This is a genomic window from Rhodopirellula sp. UBA1907 (assembly GCF_002337565.1).
Lineage (GTDB): Bacteria > Planctomycetota > Planctomycetia > Pirellulales > Pirellulaceae > Rhodopirellula > Rhodopirellula europaea.
This window is the reverse complement of sequence record NZ_DDGH01000080.1, coordinates 15503-32928: the sequence shown is the minus strand read 5'-3', so window position 1 is coordinate 32928 and position 17426 is coordinate 15503. Positions and strand designations below refer to the sequence as shown.

18 protein-coding genes, 2 tRNA genes and 1 pseudogene are annotated in these 17426 nt (G+C 54.0%); 17 read left to right on the top strand and 4 right to left on the bottom strand.

All coding sequences use genetic code 11. From position 1 onward, the window contains the following. Both B2R17_RS17095 and B2R17_RS17090 read left to right on the top strand, forming a co-directional pair. The coding region (locus B2R17_RS17095; protein WP_286764939.1) for a type II secretion system F family protein at window positions 1–687 on the top strand (687 nt) is incomplete at its 5' end. Then, on the top strand, window positions 684–1043 hold the full coding sequence (locus tag B2R17_RS17090) for a competence type IV pilus major pilin ComGC (RefSeq protein WP_286764938.1): 360 nt from the start codon (window positions 684–686) through the stop codon (window positions 1041–1043). The genes B2R17_RS17095 and B2R17_RS17090, both read left to right, overlap by 4 nt. Here B2R17_RS17090 and B2R17_RS17085 read toward each other — a convergent pair whose 3' ends face one another. The 3 genes from B2R17_RS17085 to B2R17_RS17075 all read right to left on the bottom strand — a co-directional run bounded on the left by B2R17_RS17085 (window position 1044) and on the right by B2R17_RS17075 (window position 3983). Then, window positions 1044–1793, bottom strand: a complete 750-nt coding sequence (locus B2R17_RS17085; RefSeq protein WP_037252888.1) for a hypothetical protein — start codon at window positions 1791–1793, stop codon at window positions 1044–1046. Window positions 1794–1804: 11 nt separating this feature from the next. Next, a complete protein-coding gene (locus tag B2R17_RS17080; RefSeq protein WP_286764937.1) occupies window positions 1805–2029 on the bottom strand; it encodes a hypothetical protein in 225 nt (74 codons plus the stop codon). 148 nt (window positions 2030–2177) lie between these two features. Further along, window positions 2178–3983 carry a sensor histidine kinase gene (locus B2R17_RS17075; protein WP_008669605.1) on the bottom strand — a complete coding sequence of 602 codons (1806 nt, stop codon included), beginning with the start codon at window positions 3981–3983 and terminating at the stop codon, window positions 2178–2180. Window positions 3984–4305: 322 nt separating this feature from the next. On the opposite strand from B2R17_RS17075, the gene B2R17_RS17070 reads away from it, so the two are divergent. From B2R17_RS17070 to B2R17_RS17005, 15 genes are all read left to right on the top strand, one after another. Further along, a complete protein-coding gene (locus B2R17_RS17070; protein ID WP_008669610.1) occupies window positions 4306–5829 on the top strand; it encodes an SHD1 domain-containing protein in 1524 nt (507 codons plus the stop codon). Window positions 5830–6099: 270 nt separating this feature from the next. Then, window positions 6100–6172: transfer RNA gene (locus B2R17_RS17065), tRNA-Cys, on the top strand. A gap of 109 nt (window positions 6173–6281) precedes the next feature. Further along, a tRNA-Lys gene (locus tag B2R17_RS17060) sits at window positions 6282–6354 on the top strand. 1506 nt (window positions 6355–7860) lie between these two features. After that, window positions 7861–8379 carry a hypothetical protein gene (locus B2R17_RS17055; protein ID WP_286764936.1) on the top strand — a complete coding sequence of 173 codons (519 nt, stop codon included), beginning with the start codon at window positions 7861–7863 and terminating at the stop codon, window positions 8377–8379. Between the two features lie 96 nt (window positions 8380–8475). Then, window positions 8476–8988 carry a hypothetical protein gene (locus tag B2R17_RS17050; protein ID WP_286764935.1) on the top strand — a complete coding sequence of 171 codons (513 nt, stop codon included), beginning with the start codon at window positions 8476–8478 and terminating at the stop codon, window positions 8986–8988. Between the two features lie 128 nt (window positions 8989–9116). Next, on the top strand, window positions 9117–9656 hold the full coding sequence (locus tag B2R17_RS17045) for a hypothetical protein (RefSeq protein ID WP_286764934.1): 540 nt from the start codon (window positions 9117–9119) through the stop codon (window positions 9654–9656). Window positions 9657–10335: 679 nt separating this feature from the next. Continuing rightward, window positions 10336–10857: a hypothetical protein gene (locus B2R17_RS17040; RefSeq protein WP_286764933.1), complete on the top strand. Its 522-nt coding sequence runs from the start codon at window positions 10336–10338 to the stop codon at window positions 10855–10857. A 108-nt stretch (window positions 10858–10965) separates the two neighbouring features. Beyond that, window positions 10966–11280, top strand: coding sequence for a hypothetical protein (locus B2R17_RS28425; RefSeq protein WP_414707348.1), 315 nt, complete (start codon window positions 10966–10968; stop codon window positions 11278–11280). A gap of 217 nt (window positions 11281–11497) precedes the next feature. Then, entirely contained in the window at window positions 11498–11968 is a 471-nt protein-coding gene (locus B2R17_RS17035) for a DUF5063 domain-containing protein (protein ID WP_286764932.1), read from the top strand. Between the two features lie 629 nt (window positions 11969–12597). Beyond that, window positions 12598–12867 carry a hypothetical protein gene (locus B2R17_RS17030; RefSeq protein ID WP_286764931.1) on the top strand — a complete coding sequence of 90 codons (270 nt, stop codon included), beginning with the start codon at window positions 12598–12600 and terminating at the stop codon, window positions 12865–12867. A gap of 149 nt (window positions 12868–13016) precedes the next feature. After that, window positions 13017–13223 (top strand): hypothetical protein, encoded by a 207-nt coding sequence (locus B2R17_RS17025; RefSeq protein ID WP_286764930.1) that lies wholly within the window; start codon window positions 13017–13019, stop codon window positions 13221–13223. 814 nt (window positions 13224–14037) lie between these two features. Next, the gene (locus B2R17_RS17020) at window positions 14038–14361 is read left to right on the top strand and encodes a hypothetical protein (protein WP_286764929.1); all 324 of its coding nucleotides are present in this window, start codon (window positions 14038–14040) and stop codon (window positions 14359–14361) included. Between the two features lie 119 nt (window positions 14362–14480). After that, entirely contained in the window at window positions 14481–14942 is a 462-nt protein-coding gene (locus B2R17_RS17015; RefSeq protein ID WP_286764928.1) for a hypothetical protein, read from the top strand. Between the two features lie 667 nt (window positions 14943–15609). Next, complete coding sequence (locus B2R17_RS17010) at window positions 15610–16182, top strand: YdeI/OmpD-associated family protein (RefSeq protein WP_286764927.1); 573 nt, start codon at window positions 15610–15612, stop codon at window positions 16180–16182. Between the two features lie 392 nt (window positions 16183–16574). Further along, window positions 16575–17012, top strand: a complete 438-nt coding sequence (locus B2R17_RS17005) for a DUF695 domain-containing protein (protein ID WP_286764926.1) — start codon at window positions 16575–16577, stop codon at window positions 17010–17012. A gap of 19 nt (window positions 17013–17031) precedes the next feature. On the opposite strand, the pseudogene B2R17_RS17000 reads toward B2R17_RS17005, so the two are convergent. After that, window positions 17032–17426 (bottom strand): annotated as a pseudogene (locus B2R17_RS17000) (mechanosensitive ion channel domain-containing protein); the annotation flags it as partial.

The window sequence follows — 17426 nt, the reverse complement described above, 5'->3', positions numbered from 1 at the left end:
ATGGCGGGTTTGGGTTTGATGATCTTTATGTGCGTGGTCGTCGTGCCCGAGTTTGAAACCGTCTATACGGCCAGTGGTGTGGATCTGCCGCCGGTGACCCAGTTCGTCACAGGACTGAGTCGGTTCATGTTAACCAAAGGATTGCTCGCGTTTCCTTTGGGATTTGTCGCAATCGTTCTGTGGATCTGCGGTCGTCGCAATCCGCGAATCGCTGCCAAGATGGACGCGGTGTTCCTACGCATTCCCGTCGTGGGACCTTGGCTTCGCGATGCCGCCGTGTTGCAGTTTATTGAAGCCACCTCGGCAATGGTTCAGTGTGGCTACAAGCCCATCGAGGCGATCGAAGTCGCATCGACATGCGTGAAGAATCGATGCGTTCGAAGTGCAATTGAAGATATTAACCACGGAGTGCGCCGTGGTGAGAAGCTGAGCGTCGAGCTTGGGAGGTACGAACGTTTCTTTCCGCCAACGTTGTGCCAGCTGATCGGTGTGGGCGAGCAATCGGGCGAGTTCGCTCGTTCGCTTTCAGGCACCTGCGATCACTTGCGCGAACGATTGGAGTCTCGGATCGAAGCTTCCGTGGGAATGCTCGAGCCTATCCTTACGATTTCGTTGGCAATCATGATCGGCGGCATGGTGCTGTCGATTTACACGCCGATGTTCCACATGTTTGAAGTTCTCGAATGATGCGTGACTCACTTGCAATCAAAGCATCGCCTCGTCTTCGTTCGCGACGTGGTGCATTCAGCATCCTCGAGATCATCGTGGCACTCACGATCGCAACGATGTTCGCGATGACCGGATTGGCGTTCGTGCAAACACATGGCGAGACCGCGAAGTCGCGAGCATGCGAAGGCACCCGGTCGATGCTGCAACGCGACGTTGAGTTGTACGAGCACGAAAACGGGCGTTCGCCCGGGCGGACGCTTCGTGAGCTGGCCGATGAAGACTACACCGGAGTGAACCTGCCGACCTGCCCGACGTCCGGGAACGCCTACGGCCTAGATCGTGGAGAGGTCGTTTGCCCCACCCATGGCAAATGATCAGCGAATTGAAATCGCGGTCTGCAGAGGACGAAGGACGCTGTCGATCAAATACTCGTCGACCAAGTCGCGGCATAGCTGAGACAGTCGCGTGAACTCGTCCGCATAGTTTTCCTTGGCACCCAGCGAATCGTAGCGTCGGACCATCATGTAAACGCTAAGCTGTTCTTCGGTGAACTCACCGGTTCGAATCTGAAACGCACCCGTTCGAGATTCAAAACTGATTCGGCACTGGGTCTTGCAGTCTTCGTCCAAAGCGAACTGGACCACGGGTTCATTGGACAGCAATTTGCCATAGGGCAACTGCGTGAATTTTTCTAAGCCGGGTGCGATGCCGATCGCTTCGGTCACGATCTCGTTGTGGTTGCCTTTGCAAACAAAGTCGAAACCGAGCATTACGGTCAACGCTTCGCAGTCCAACGGGCTGACGGACAATTCGTACGGCACCAATTCCAGAACGGCACGGTGTTGCTCGCAGGCATCTTCGTAAGTCGTTGGGCTGACCATGCCGCTGTTGACTCGTTTGGGCTCAACCGACACCCAGCGATACGACCCGCTGTCTTTTTCCTTTTCTTCTTCCAGCACGTACTCGTCTTTTTCACGCGCATAGAAATTCGCCATCTTCGGATAACGACGCTGGACCTGTTCAAAGTAGTGCAGGACTGATTCGCGACCTTGCGGCAACTCCATTTCGGTGGACAGATTCATGTTCACGTAATATTCGTCGCCGAATGTGCCGTAATCACTCATGTCGTTTTCACTCAATGAAAAGATGGTTGACGGATGAACGCCAGGGAAAAGATCGTTCCGTTGTAGCCGTTGCCGATGACCTCGGCCAGTCGCAACCGTTCTTCCTCAGCGATCGGTGGATCACTCTCGTTTTCGTCACTGGTTAGGAACGGGTGAACAACATGCGACGTAGCGGAAAGGCACGAGCCCTCCGGTTCCTCGCCGGGTGGCTTGCGCCGCACCGCTAACACTGTCATTTGTTGTTCACGCCTTCCTTAGTTTATCACCGCGGAGTTGGCGATGAGGCGTCACGCTGCAGGCTTTGCGCGAATGCGTCGAGTTCATGCCCGGCGAAACGCAGATCTCAATGACGCAAAGGCATGAGCGGAAGTTCGCGTATTGGGGTCACGCCGAATGCGGTACCGCAGCCAAGTTGCTGATCGGAACTTCGTTTTCTTCCATCTCGTGGTCGCTGAGGCGGTACGGAAGGATCACCCAAAAGGTGCTTCCTCGCCCCAGTTCGCTCTGGAAGTCAATTTCTCCGCCCAAGAGGACAGCGAGTTCTTTGACAATCGACAGTCCCAACCCCGTGCCAGCAAATTCACGTGTCAGGCCGTCACCATCGAGCACCTTTTTGCTCTGCCGGAATTTTTGGAAGATGATCGGCTGATCTTCGTCGGCCACACCTACCCCAGTGTCCGTCACTGAAAGTCGGAAACGATCGTCGTGCAGATCGACCACGCGAACCGTGATCATGCCGCCCTCGGGAGTGAACTTGATCGCGTTGCTGAGCAGGTTGTTGAGGATCTGGCCGAGCTTGTTTGGGTCTTGGTACGCCACCGGCAAGTCATCAGGGACTTCCACGGACAGCGAGATGTTCTTGTCTTCGGACAATGACTGGATCATGTCGCACTGAGCACCGACCAAACGCGACAGTTGGAACTCGCTCCGGCGGACTTCCATCTTGCCCGCTTCCACTTTCGCAAGGTCAAGAATGTCGTTGATCATTTCCAGAAGCAGGCGTCCACTCTTTTGGATGTTCGACGCGTATCGCCGTTGCTTTTCAGACAGCGAGTCGATGCCTTGCAGGACCTCAGAGAATCCGATGATGCTGTTCAGTGGCGTGCGAAGTTCGTGACTCATGTTGGCTAAGAAGTCCGTCTTCAAACGGTTGGCTTCGTAGAGCTGCAAGTTCAACTGAGCGAACTGATCGACCCTCGCGTCAAGTTCTCGGTTGACGCTTTGCAATTGAGTCTGTGTTTCGGTCAAGTGACGAAGCATTCGGTTGAAAGCATCGGCCAATTCACGGAACTCGTCATCGGTGGAGATGTTCGCACGTTGGTTGGTGTCACCATGCGTGATCGCGTCGCTGACGTCACGCAAGTGCAGCAGGGGTTGCAGCACCAAGTAACGAACGATCGCGTGCAGCACGAACAGCGTCACCGCCACGATGAACATCGCAATGGAAACCACAATGGCTCGAATACCCGTCATGTCTTTGACAATCTTGTCATCGGGCATGCTGACCCGTTTGACTCGGTAAGGCAGTTGAGCGGCCAGCTTGGCGGGGTCTTCGTTCTTGGAAAGCGAAATGATTTCGCCACTTGGAACATGGCATGGAACGCAGTCATACGTCATGAAGACTGGTTCGTAGTAGACGTAGCGACCGTTCGTGGGACCAAGCTCTTTGAAGACGGGCCGGTTCGCGGGACCGATTCGGCTCATTGCCGCATCGTCGGCCAAGTCGACGGCTTTGCTCAGGTCGATTGGATCGCCGGACAGCAATCGTTCCAAGCGAGCTCGGAATTGAGGTTCGAGTTCTTGAAGCAGTTTCAGTTCGCTCGGTTCCGTCGGCGCGGTCGGTGCGGGAAGGTTTTCAAACGGTTGCGGATCGTCGAGCCCCAGAATGTCAAACTCGATGTCCTGGCTGAGCAACTGCGAACGAAGATCGGCGATCTTTTGCCGAGTCATCTCGAGTTTGTTCTCAGGCAAGTGTTCCGTGTAAGTCGCCGCGGCGTGGATTAGCATCATTTCCGTCGCCGCCGCGTCTCGGGCTTGCTGCTGAGTCGTGCTGCTGACCCAGCGGTCGGCGAGCAGAAACACCATGCAAAACGCTCCGCACATCAGCACGACCAGCGCCGAGCCAAAGAACAGCAAGCATTTGCGTTCCAGGCTCATCGATGAGAACAGGCTTTGGATGAACCTCAGCATGAGTTTCCAGGGCAGAACCCCGATTCGGTCAGAACGGTCAAAACCGGTTCTGCCAGACGGAGAAGAGTCGGATGGGAAAGCCCCATTTTGCCTAAAACAGAAGGCTGCGACGAGACGAATTGTGCGTTTCGTGCTCGAAGCCAGTCGTTTCAACCGTTTTTTTTGTCATTCCTTGTCTCGGAGGGCACGGAGAATGGTCCGTTAATCGCAGCAGAAATGCTTGTTTGCCCCTCCGGGCACAACTAGGATGCGAGACTAATTCACGATCCCATCCGATCACACTTCGCCTCTTGTTTTCCCGCCTTCTGACTCTGAGAATACGATGAATCGTTCCCTTCGCCTCGCACTGCAGTGGACGTTGGTGGTCTGCATGATCGCCATTTTGAGCGTCAGTCCCGCTTCGGCCGGATGGCTCTTGAAGCGAATTCACAGCAAAAATGCCGACTGCTGTGAAATTGCAACGGACACCTGCTGCACCGCTCCAGAGCCCGTCTGCTGCGTTCCTGCTCCGGAACCAGTTTGCTGCGAACCAGCACCAGTCAGCTGCGAACCGGCCCCGACCTGCTGCGGCAGCGTTGAAATCGTCCCAGCACCTGTTGCTTCGGATGCATGCTGCGGTTCCATCGTCGCTCCGATGAGCGAAGGCATTATCATCGAACAACCAATCCACGGTGAATCGACCGTCGTCCCGATGGCAGAAGGTCACGTGATCGAAGGCGAAATCATGGAAGCTCCCGCCATGCCAGCGGAAGATTCCACGCCAGTTGCTCCGCCTGTCCCCGCTGAACCAGAAGTCGAGCAGCCCGCGATCGAGCCTCAAGCCGATCCAGCCGCCAACGCGGAAGCCGAAGATCCCATGCCGATCGAAGAACCTGCTGAAGAAGCACCGGTCGTCGAGCCACCGGCTGAAGAGCCCGCCGTGGAAGAGCCTGTGATGGAAGAACCCGCTGTTGAAGAACCTGTCGCGGAAGAGCCTGCGGTAGAAGAACCAGCCACCGACTTGTTCCCCGCTGAGGACAACCCGTTCCCACAAGATGAACCTGCCGAAGAAGCTCCGGGCTTCGACATGCCAGCCGAGGAAGCACCGGTTGAGGAAGCCCCCGCGGAAGACGCCTTCGGCGATCTGTTCGGTGGTGAAGCTGAAATGCCAGCTGAGCCTGCCACACCGGATGTGCAAACTCCGGAAACTCAATCCGTCGACGATTTGTTTGGCGGCGACGCTGCACCTGCCGATCCCGTGATGCCAGAAACACCAGCGGAAACGCCTGCCGACGATGGCTTTGGCGACCTGTTTGGTGGCGAAGCCGAAGCACCTGCCGACATGCCCGCCGAACAGCCTGCTGACGACGGCTTTGGCGATTTGTTTGGTGGTGAAGCAGAAGCTCCCGCCGAACAAGCGATGCCGGAAGAAGGCGGTCTGGACGGACTGTTTGATGATGCTGCACCCGCCGAAGAGGCTCCTGCCGATGGTGGTGGACTGGACGACTTGTTCGGCGACCCACCAGCCGAAGACACATCGGACTCGGACATCGACGATTTGTTTAGCCAAGGCAAACAAAAACTGGCTGATTCGGAAGTCACTCAAGTTGTGACCGAAAAGAAAGTTGCCAAGTCGGTTGATGTTCTGGACAGCACCAAGACTCGCACTTGGATCGACAACACCGGCAACTGGGGCACCGACGGCCGTTTGGTCGAAGTCCGCGAAAACGAGATTCAGATTCTGAAATCGAACGGCCGCACTTGCACCGTTCCGATGGAACGACTCAGCGAAGCGGACCGTGCCTACGTCGATTCAATTCGTGCCCAGGTCAGCGAGCTTTTGTTCGCAATGGCCTCGGTCGACTGAGTTGAAAAACTTTCTGTTCGAGCGCGCTCGAGCATGAGAATTCTTGCCTGAAAACATGAAACGCCTGGCAGCCCACAAGCTGTCGGGCGTTTTTTGTTTTGGCACTCAAGCTCGGCCCCGACTCAGCCGAATAGAACGGTATCAGCGATTGAATTCGCTTTGAGTAACGAAGAGTCTTCGAGGATGGTCGGGCTTGACGAAAAAGCACGGGTTTCCTAACTTGCTCAGCTTGTGCAACAGTCAGTCTTTGACCGACTCGAGGCACGTGAAGGCGACGTGGCCAAGTGGCTAAGGCGAAGGATTGCAAATCCTTTATTCGTGGGTTCGAATCCCACCGTCGCCTCTGATGAATGCCAGATGCTTTTGGAACGCGACCCATTTTCAATGGGCCGAAACAGAGCTAGGATCATCAACCAAATGAGTGAGATCAGGCGACACGCCATCTCACCATCGCCCTTGTAGCTCAGTTGGTAGAGCAACGGACTCTTAATCCGTGGGTCCTAGGTTCGAGCCCTAGCGGGGGCACTCTTTGCCTCGTGAAACACTGGAAATAGCGTGTTTTACGGGGTTTTCTGACGCGGCTGACCCGCTGTGACCCTCTCAGAACCCTTCTGATGTGACCGGGTTTGCCTTTCGGGGTCCGAGCGATCATCGGTGGTCCTCTCGATCATCCGGATCCGAGAGATCTCTTCCTCGCAACATGAAGTAGTGCTTCATCGCGATCTTCGGACACGTTCCCAACCATTTGCAGACGGTCGGTATCGATCCTTGTCAGCTCGGCGGAGCGGCGTTGTTCAGATCCAAGGTGGTGTTCAGGTGCAACGTGAGCGGCACCAATTCAAATTCGCTAACTGAACAGTTCCTTTGCTCAATCTCGCATCCACCAAAATGCTTGCAATGGACCTGCGTGTCACCGAAGATGGCGGGGTTGCGGGGACACTCCCAGGGTGAGAGTGCTGCGAGACTTCGATCGTCACCCCTGTGATTCGCCGGTGCTGTCACCCAAGTGGACGAAGTCCAATTTCACGGCATCTGTCAGAGGGCGTCTTCGCAGTGACCTCCTGGCAACCTTGGCATCAAGACCAACGAACACCTGTCGAAAAGCTGCTCAACGAATGCTTGAACATCGGTCGCGAATCAGTGCTCTGACGCCAACGGCTGAGAACGAAAAACTCGGACAGCGTTGTTTGTGATTTGATTCGAAAACGTCTCGGGAGTGATTTCTCTAGCTGCCTTCGGCTATCTGAGAACGTTGGCCAGTTCGTTGACAAGCGTCGAGCAGCAAGCTGGTTTATCGGATTGACGCTTCCTTACGCTTTGCTTGTCTGTTTCCTGATTGGTTGGCGAGATGCGAACCAGCCCAACCCCGGGATGATCGAATCAGCATTGAGATTGCTCTTCATAGGTGTCGGGTTTCTGGTGATTCAATTAGTGTTGTATCGTGTTGTAGTGCGACCAGCGGTATCCGCGTACGAATCGTCCAGCGATGTGGACGATGTCAACAAAAACGGTCTGGAAGAATAGCCGGTAGCAATGCGATGATGACGGGGCGACGGTGCCCGCACCTCGTTACCGTTTTCTTTCGTAGTCTCTATCGTTGATTCAATGCTCACGTTTCTCCTTGGCATGGTAGTCGACATCGCTTCGGGTGCGACGGCGACTCGCCTTGCTGCTGCCGAAGCGTTCGAGACGCCGCCGAGAAACCCAAAGGCACGACGCTGGGCGGCGATCGCCTTATCGCTGTTTCTTCTGGCTTCTGCGATGATGCTGACCGCCGCACTCGTGGATTGGTTTACTGGTCAACGCTTCCTTTCGGAGTGCTTCGGTTGGACCGGCATCGCATGTCTCCAGCTATGCGTCGTATTCGGTTTGCGATATGCAGTTGCAAACCGGGAAGAGGTGTTGAGCTCCAAGCAAGAGCTTCCAGGCACTGGGAGCCATCTGTTGGAAAGGACTGGCGGTGGTTGCCCAAGTCGCGGCGTTTGAATCGTTAGCTGTCACACACTAAATCGCAATGTTCTGGGATTGAAAATGATGCGCACTCATATGCTCGCTGCAATCTCCGTGACCATGCTTTTAGCCATTGGTTGCAAAAATAAAGTACCTGACTCTGAACTGCCAAGCATCGGCGAACTAACACGAAATTTTGCAAGCGTTTCGGATTCTGATTGCGACGTCCAGCAAATCGTTGACCACGCCTTGAGTCGCGATTGTTCCGTGATGTTCGTGCATGTCGATTGGGCAATGACAGAGATTTTTCATAGGCAGTTTGCGGAATTCGCTCTTGAGCATCACCGGCTCAATCCTGACAGTGGTTTGTCTTTCCATTTTGCTGATTGCACGTCAGTCTCTCGAGACTATGCACCACTGCGTGCAATTCCTGGTTGGCAACAGTTAATCGACGAAGCGGACATTGCAATGATCCATGGCTATGGAGAGATCGCATGGATCGAAAACGGCCGCGTGTTGCACGTCCAAACAATTTGTAGCTTCAAGACATCGGCTCAGCTTGTCGAATTTACCGAACGTTTGATGCCAAGGTGTAGCTAGCGATTGCGTGCACACAGAGCGGTGGTGAAGACCAGCTTCGCTTCCCAATCACACTGACCGCCACCGCCAAGTGACAATGATCTTTATGCCAAGAAAATGGACGAGCTGAGGCTCCCCCGCAAAGTAACTGTCCATGTCATCGGCACGGGCGGCGAACCACTTCGAGAAGCGTTCATTTTGTTTCGCATCGATACCAAGGCTCGGAGGAAGAACCGGTATCAACTGGGGCCTTATCCGACGGACGAATCTGGGATAGTCGTGATTACCCGCGCCCTTCTGGACGCCGAGGTTGATGCGACGCTCGCTTCAGGGCTGATGGACTACGTCAGGATTGAGTCCGGCTACCCTGACATCGTGATCAGACCGTATTCTCAGCGGGAGATCGAGCGAGCGATTGGTGCGCGCACGAACTCATGGAGGTCGCTGCTCAAGGGCGAGGATCGACGATGGGGCTCTCTCGATGAGTTGATCGCCCTCTATCGGCGCGCGCAGAATCATCGTTTCCGGATTCCTGACACTCGTGAATCAAACGCATGTGCTCTCGGAACTTGGACAGAGGCTGACGCCGAGTACGATTACACCGTCACCCTGGAAGCAACGAAAGCATAACGAGGCGTCGCTCTCAACACCTGCCCCGCTGTGAGTTCAATCCGTCATGGCCATTCAACCTTCAACCCACAGTCGACGCCTCGCCTATGGGCAGGTGTAGAAGACTTTGACGCTATGTATCCGGAGCCATGACCGCAAAAGACGTGACGTCCATGATTGCTGAGTACCTGACGTCGCCAGGTCCGGAGAAGCGTGCAATCGTGGAAAAGCTCGCAGAGACCCCCGACGTGGCGTTCACTGCGACACTCAGGTTCCGTGGTCCCTATCCCGAATCGCTCCATCCACGTGATGTCCACGACACTCACCTCGTGGATCTGATGACTGAACTCCTGAAACAATTTCCGCATCTATTCACAGAATGCGAACTGAAGAACATTGATCGCTTCCAACGTCATCCACTGATCTGCGCAGCAATCAGCACGCACGATCCTCAATTCACTGACGCCATCATCGGTGCGTTGAAGGATCGGTCGATTTACATAAAAATCCTCGTGATGGACGCTATTGGTCGGCACCACTATTTGCGTACTGCAGAAGCTAAGAAACAGTTGGAACGTTTGCTCACAGTGAAGTCAATTGCAGAATCGAACTGCGATCGCGCCCATGTTGAAAAGGCATTGGCCGCGTTCAACGAATGTGTGAGTTCAAACCCGAAACGCAATTTATAGAGAATTGAAAGAGCGAAATGTTTTTCAGTGCTCCCTGGCGAAAGACTGCCTGAGCCCGCCAGAATTTTTTGGAGCTTCAAATCTGAACATCTCAGGCGGACTCAATCAGCTATGGCGCATCTCACTATTCACTGACGTGTTGTCATCTCTGTAAAGCAGAGATACGGCAAGAATAGGAAAGAGGTCGCTGAAGAAATCGGAGTTTCTCCTTCCACCGTTTCTTATGAAGTCGCAAGAAACCTCGAACCGGGACATGCCGCTCGGCACATTCCTTTCATGAAGAGCCACTACATCTTTCCGACACCGAACGACGTGGCTTTGGATCGTTGGTACGCGATGCACAACATCCGTGACTCAGTCTCTGAACTCGATCATCTGCATGCCTATCAAGTTTAGTGGATGGGCGACGAGGGCAACGAAGTTAGAATTGGGTTTTTCGCGTCGCGGTCTGACGCGAATCGCTTGGTGGGCGAATGTTAGTCTCTCCATCACAAACAGATATGCTTGGTGAATCGCTGTGTAATTATTGATGCCTGATGCAGACGAATGTCGTGCATACTGAGCAAGGCTTGCGAGGTTTCACAAACGGAACGTACACTGACGCCGCCCGCGCATCACTGCCGTTCCCCGACACAATCAAATATCCAGTGTGATTCTAATGCTACTTCGGACGTGTGCTTTGATCGTGTTCGCATTCTCCGCTGCAGCGGTAGATGGCGACTCACCCACTTCGCTTAGTTTTCTGAATCTTGACGCCACTTACGTCGTGACTTTTCCTGAGTCTGCAAACGCTTTTCGGGAGACGCAATCCAGCGTAAACCTTGGTTCGGTTATCAAAGACAAGGCACCGCCAGTTCAGACGACAGTTGTGCATCAGATTAGTCACTTCGTCGTGAAAGACATTGGCCCTGCAAACTGGGTTTTGCTGGGACACGCTTCTGATTTATACGATGCGTCTAAGTGGAACGGCAAGTTTGAAGCTCAATCGCTTCTAAATGCCGACTACATTTCTGAGCTCGAACAGAAAGAGGGCGGGCCACAGCAAATCGATTGGCTGAAGTCGCGAGCGGCACGCGAAATTCCAACGACGCAAACTTGGGTGAATCTGTCTCACGCACTAACCATATCGCCCCCAGCCAAAAAGCCGAGGCCACTGAAGGTACGGGTGAATGCAACCTACACTCCTCCCGAGAAAAATTAGTTGGCTATCCCTTCGGAGAGCTATTGCGTCAACCGGAGCACGCGAGTCGAAGTTCTTCACGATTGAGAATTTCTCGCGCGTTTCCGCTGACGCGTTCCTTTGTCGCAAATGGGATCGCCCGCGACCATGGCTTCTATCGACGTTGAAGACTTGCGATCAGTGTATCGCAAAATCATGAATCCACCGCTATTTGAGCGAGTTGTTTCATTTCTGATCCGTTTTCGACTTGATCCAATGGCGCGAGAGTCTTTCCGTTCAACACTCGCCGTGCTTGATTCGATGACTCCGATAGAACGCCAGCACCCGAGTTTTCTCAACGAATCAAATATCGATCGCATCTCCCGCGGCAGTGGCCAAACCACAGAAACTGTACGAACCGTCATTGGTGTTTTGACGAGGCCCTCACGTCGACGGCGAGAATAGTTGTTTCGTTTCTCTCGCTACCATGCTGCAGATGTGCTCCCGGGAATCGCGAGTTTAATTGTGAACTTGGATTCGAGATGAGGTATCAATCTTGTGGTGCACCGAAGGGCCATATGGAACTTTTACGAATGGAACCCAAGTCGCGAAATGGGGCGTTTGACAATCAAGAATCTCTCGTCGCGTCCGGGGCATTCCAATCGTTACCCGACTAAGATCCATGTCTCTCGAGATTGAATCGTTCGTCAAGAACGCTCGTGTTTTCTGTGATTGGCTTGAATCTGACCAACATGACATTCTTGTCGTGCGTCAGACATTGCTTGCCCTACTCCAAGGTGTCCCATCGCTCATTGCAACCGGTTCCGATTGCATCGACACGGATTCGGTGCCAAGGAGAGGTCACGATGGTTGGTCGGTTGATGTTGCACGCCTATCGGACCTGCCACTGCAATACTACCGCGTCGCGTTCGATCCACTTTCACTGAAGACCGAATTAACTGTCGTCGGGGATGTCTGCGATGACCTTGCCGACATCTACGGCGAACTATGGCACGGCTTGCAGGCGTATGATTCCGGTGCGACGATCTATGCTGTCCAGCACTGGCATGATTCGTACCGATACCACTGGGGGCTGCATGCGACTGGGGCACTGTCGGCGATCGACGCCTATTTGCTGTCGCAAAACGGGTGAATTGAAACCTCACGCTCCGTCGTCTGTGGTAATTGGTGTGCTCGATCGACGATCGTGATTCCGATGCTCGGTTCGGAGGGCTCCATCCAGTCTCGAATCTTTCGGCTCAAATTCGCATGTTTGGCCGTCAGCCCGCACCCGGATCGCTATGCCGTCTAACGTCACCGATCCGATGCTCGGCATGATGCTAGAATGTTTGCACTTTCCAGAATTGCTTGCGCTGACTGCCTGCTTGGATTCGGAACGGATCGGTGAACTGGAGCGAGGGCGTCAGGCCCTTTTCTCGTTTCCGCACTTGTCCGAACGCAATTGCTCAGTGACCTTTCTGTTCTCCGACAGAAGGCGACTTTCACGAACTTCTGATTTGATGCATGACGCTATGGGTAAATTCATTTTTGGCTACATCATTCAAGTCACTGCTTGTTCACACCGCCAAAGACGCGGCGGTGGTGTTGCGTGAGTTTTCGACTCCACCCGAATCTGGACTTTGGGACAACCCTGTGGTTGCCTTTTCCTCGGGGATCAAATCGCTTTCGGGTGCCTCGTGTTCACTTGAGTCGAATCGCCTGCATGCGGCGTCCAATGCGTCCATGCTGTGCGATGATGGTTGCTCGCTTGTTGATGGCGGTATGTCAAAATCGAATAGGCTTTGGCTGCTCTACGACTACAACTCGCTCACTGATTTTCAAGGACGCGATCGTTACACGACTTTTCGCGTTCTCCTATCCGCTGTTTTTGCAGAACCAGACGTGGTTTGGCTCACTTTGGGCTATTGCTGGCTGTCCGACGACACGCTTTCGCGACTGCACTTCGATCGCAACGAAAAGTGGATCGCCGAGAACGTTTTGGATCGAGATCGCTGGCGTGTTGTGCACGAACTCACCCAGCGATGCCAATGAATAGCTTGAGGCCCAGTCTGCATGAAGCGTTGCACCGTCATCTCTCTTCAACCCATTGCTTTGCAGCGCTGGCTGCTGGATATCTCCTGCTTCAGGCTCACGCATCATTTTCGTGGTTCAACCACCCAGCACCGCTAGCTGGAGCAGTTGTGCTGACAGTCTTGGTAGCCGCTACGCATCAAGGCAACTGGCGTCGTGTCTTGGGGTCTGCCTTCTCTGCGGTCGCCGGGGCAACACTCGCCGCGATTGATCCCGCAAACTTGCCTGAGAACGTGTTCTTGTTTGCTCTGTTTGGTTGGGGCGGATTCGGCATTTTGGCCAAGCTGCGCGACGCGAAGAAGACGGCTCACCGCTGAAGCCTCTCTTGCTCTTCAATTGGAGTGCTCGCCGCCCGTGGTGAAGTCAATCACAATGCTTGTCGGCGTTCAGTCGATGGCCGCTTGGGCTCTACCATCGTGAAATGCGACCGGACTTTCTTTTCGCTTCTATTTTTGGTGTGACAATGACGGAATGTAAATTCGCAACGCGACGTAAGATGCAATTCAGCATGCGGACGCTCTTGATCGCTGCGACACTGCTTGGTCCTTTGCTGGGTTGGTATGGCCCAACTGTTTGCAGTTCCATTCGCGTTTTGCTTTTTCCAAAGAGTTCCAAGCAAGCCATAGTGACCGTCAATCAGATCAGGTCCAAAGCACGACTGCAGCGTCTCATCAATCGTCAGGCAACTTGGCGCACGTCCGCTGGCGTTCCCGAGAGCATTGAATTGGGAATGCAAGTTGATTCGTGGAGGCGGTAGCTGTAGCTTCACAGCATGATGGCGAGCGCTGCCCGAGATGACGCTGCCGTCTAGGCAGCTCGGCGGGCGACGTTCGGCATTTGAACTGTTTGAAAAACGCCACGGTTCCAGTGTGTAACCGGTGGTAACGCCCAAATGGTTCATGCGGTTCTGCCCGACCATTCCTGTCCGCCTGTTTCGGGTTCAGGCTGCTCTTTGTGTAAGGAAGCGGCCAGATCCACGCTCCCAAAAAGAGTTTCGGTTGTGGTTGATCTTCCGCGCCGCGCGAGTATCTCAACCGTTATCTTGCTGGGCAAACTTTCACTACAGCGAGAAGCCGCCATCCATGAATGAATTTGAAATAGACAAACCGTCTCGTCGCTGCGGAGTGGGGCTTGCCAACGATTGCACGCAGACGATATTCGCTAGAAATCGACTCTTTGTTCTTTCTCGAAATTACTGAAGAATTAACTCTCGATATGCCAGAAAACGAACACACATCAAACGACAAGTCAGCCACAAGCGAATACACGCAGCCCCTCGTGGTCGGGATCATGGCGGGCATCTTCGGATTCGGTTACATCTACTACTCCAGCGGTGATGCGATTCGGAGTTTGTGTCTTGAAGGAGTTGGGTTTCTGCTCCTGTTCTGGGTTGTTCTGCGTGGGAACAATCTGAAAAAGCAGCGTGAGAAAGATGCTCAAGAGTCAGAGGAATAAGGTAGTCGGGGGCGGAGAACGTTTTCGAGTACCAAGTGACACACGAGCGTCTTGCGAGGATGTCTCTGGCTTTCTCTGTCTGATGTCGCCGATCGCTGCCGGAAGGGGTGACCATTTCGATGGAACGGACGAAACGGTTGTCGTTGATCGCAGTGCTGTTTGGCCTCTCTCTCGGTGGGTGGTTCATTGGTCGAGTCGTCTACGTTTGGTGGCACATTCCTGAGGCCTATGCTGCGTGGGATGCCGGAGACATGTTGCTTTGGTACATGCGTTCGCATAACAACGAATGGCCTGAAAGCTGGGACGATTTTCGAGTTGCCGTCGAAGGTGAGCCTGCGTTGTTTTTGCGTGGCCGTCATCCTCAGGAACCCGACTACATGGGGCGAATGAGACGTACTGTCAAGATTGATTGGACTTTCGATCCTTCGAACCCGAGGAACCCAACGCCGGTGACACGCCCAGACGGAACGCCATTGCATGCCTACTGGAGCGATCTAAATGGTATGATCTACCAGTACTTGGAGCGTCACGAAGTTGAAGTTCAAGGCGTTGAGCCCGATTCCGCCGACAGCGAGTTTTGAACTAGATGAAGGATCCTGACGCACCGGCTATCGCACTGCCGTCTGTTCGAAGACGAGAAATCATCGATATGAAACGAGGCCTGTTATTGGTCATTGTAACGCTAGTGCTTTTGGGTTGGCCGGTCGTGGTTGTTGCGACATACCAATGGCATACGACGCATCGCGGGGACCGTGTTGTGATGACGGCAGCTGAGCTTCAGCGTTTTAGCGGTATTCATCGCTACGTGCTAACGGTCACAAAGGAACGTGATGGTTGGTTTCTCGGTCTGGCTCGAACCGAAGATGGAAAGCGGACTGTGAGCGGTGGCTCATCGGTGCAAAGAGGCGAGACGGTTACACTGCTTCTCAGCGCATGTGACAGAGACGATGTCCACCTCGTGATTGTCGACGACAATTTGACATTTTGGCAAAGCTGTAGGCAGCCATCGGAACCTCGCTCGATCTCTTCATTTCGTATGCAGCCAAGAGTGGCGGTTGATGAACCATTGTATTCTGCGGATCGAGATACCATTCGATCCGATGAGCCATCAGACTTCGAAGTTTCTGTAAGTTTGACTGCTCCGCCGACTGGGTGACGATAACGGCTTTGTCGGATGCCATTGCCAGGTTGTTTTTTGATGTGCCGGTAACCCATTGATTGCTGTTGTGATGAAGCGAAACTTGTTTCATGCCTGAGCCAGATCCCGCACGAATCATGTCGTTCTCGACGCCGACCGAACTCGGAGAATGGCTCGCAGTCAATCATGCCTGCGAAAGCGAACTGTGGGTGAAGGTGTTTAAGAAGCAGACAGGGATCCCCAGTGCGACATGGGACGAGATCGTCGTGGAAGTACTGTGCTGGGGCTGGATCGACGGGATCAAAAAGTCGATCGATGACCAGGCGTATCTCCAGCGAGTGACGCCGAGAAAGCCGCGAAGCAGCTGGTCAAAGAGAAACAGAGAGCACGCGGAGCGGTTGATTCGTGATGGCCGGATGCAGGAATCAGGGCTTAAGCATGTGCACTCCGCCAAAGAGGACGGTCGATGGGAGAACGCTTACAAAGCGAGTGAGATGAAAGTGCCAGTGGACTTCCTCGATGCGTTAGAAAGCAACTCGGAAGCGAAGCGGTTCTTCGAGACGCTCAATCAATCCAGTCGCTATGTCATCGCACATGGATTGATGAGTGCAAAGAAAGCCGAAACCAGGCAAAGGCGGTTCGAAAAGTTCATGGGGATGCTGGTTCGGAAAGAAAAACCATGATGTCGGACTAGGAGGACAAAGGAGACGTGGGAAAGCTTTGGGGCGAGGACTGCCGCGATACGCTGCCTCGCTTGTGAGCGTGAGTTGGGGCCCACAACTCGAATCTGTCCCCGGTGCAGTCACCGGATTGAACCAACGATGAGATGATTTCTCCGCCGTAATTGTATCCCGCAATCGAGGTTCTCAGGAATCGTGGGCCGGTCGCACAGTTGGTCTTGGAAGGTATGTTGGCTTTGTGCGGCATTGGAACGGTGCTCGTCAGCGACAAAACGCTGGGGCGCTCGGTATCCTGATGTCAGAAGTGGGGGCGATCGAGTTCACCGTGTTTGTCCAGGGCAATTCGTTCTTCTCGACCGTTGTCCGAAGCCCTATCCGCCCATGATTGAGCACCTATGACGATTGATCCCAAGCAGCAGCGTTGGTCCGTTTGCGAGCTCGACTATGGCGGAATGCCGCTTTTCATGCGAGTCAACGAATCCGCCCGCGAAATGATTGGCCATCCGGACTACGGCATCAAGCTTGGTTTTGCGGTTCAGATGGTGGATTCGAAGGACGCCAATGTTCCCGATGCTGCCGAGAATGAATCCTTGGCGGAACTGGAAGACCGGATCATTGAAACGGTTTCGGAGGGTGCTGAAGGGATTCACGTGCTGACGTTGACCAACGCGGCGATGAAAGAGTTGGTTTTCTACATCAAAGAGGGAGCGGACATCGGGGCGATGCATGAGTCACTGAAGGGCTCGGATGCAACTCACGATGTTCAGTGCCAAGCCGTTTGGGATCATGATTGGGCAGCGTTCACTGAGTTTTTGCCAGAGGACGACGCGTAGGGATACGCGATCAGTCCGGTCAAGCGGCATCGCCGATGGAGTCGAGGTCGTCTTGGCTGGGGGCGTTTGATCCAACCAATCGAAGGTCGATGGGACGCGATGCCTGGATGTGCAAGTCGCGTTGCGGGAAGGCGATGACGATCTCGGCTTCCCGAAACATCGAGTCAATCTTCAGTCGCACGCCTGTTTCAATCATTCGCATTTGGGTCACGTTCTTGGCCTGGATCCAAAAGTGAACTTGGAACACGAGCGCGTTGTCGCCAAAGTCGTTGAACCAAACCATTGGTTTGGGCCGATCCAGGACTCCGCTTTGTTCTGAGGCTGCGCGGGCAAGTAAACGCAAAACGGAGTCGAGGTTCGAGCCATAGGCAACACCAATTGTCACCGAAGTTCTCAGTCGATCATCGCGGCGGG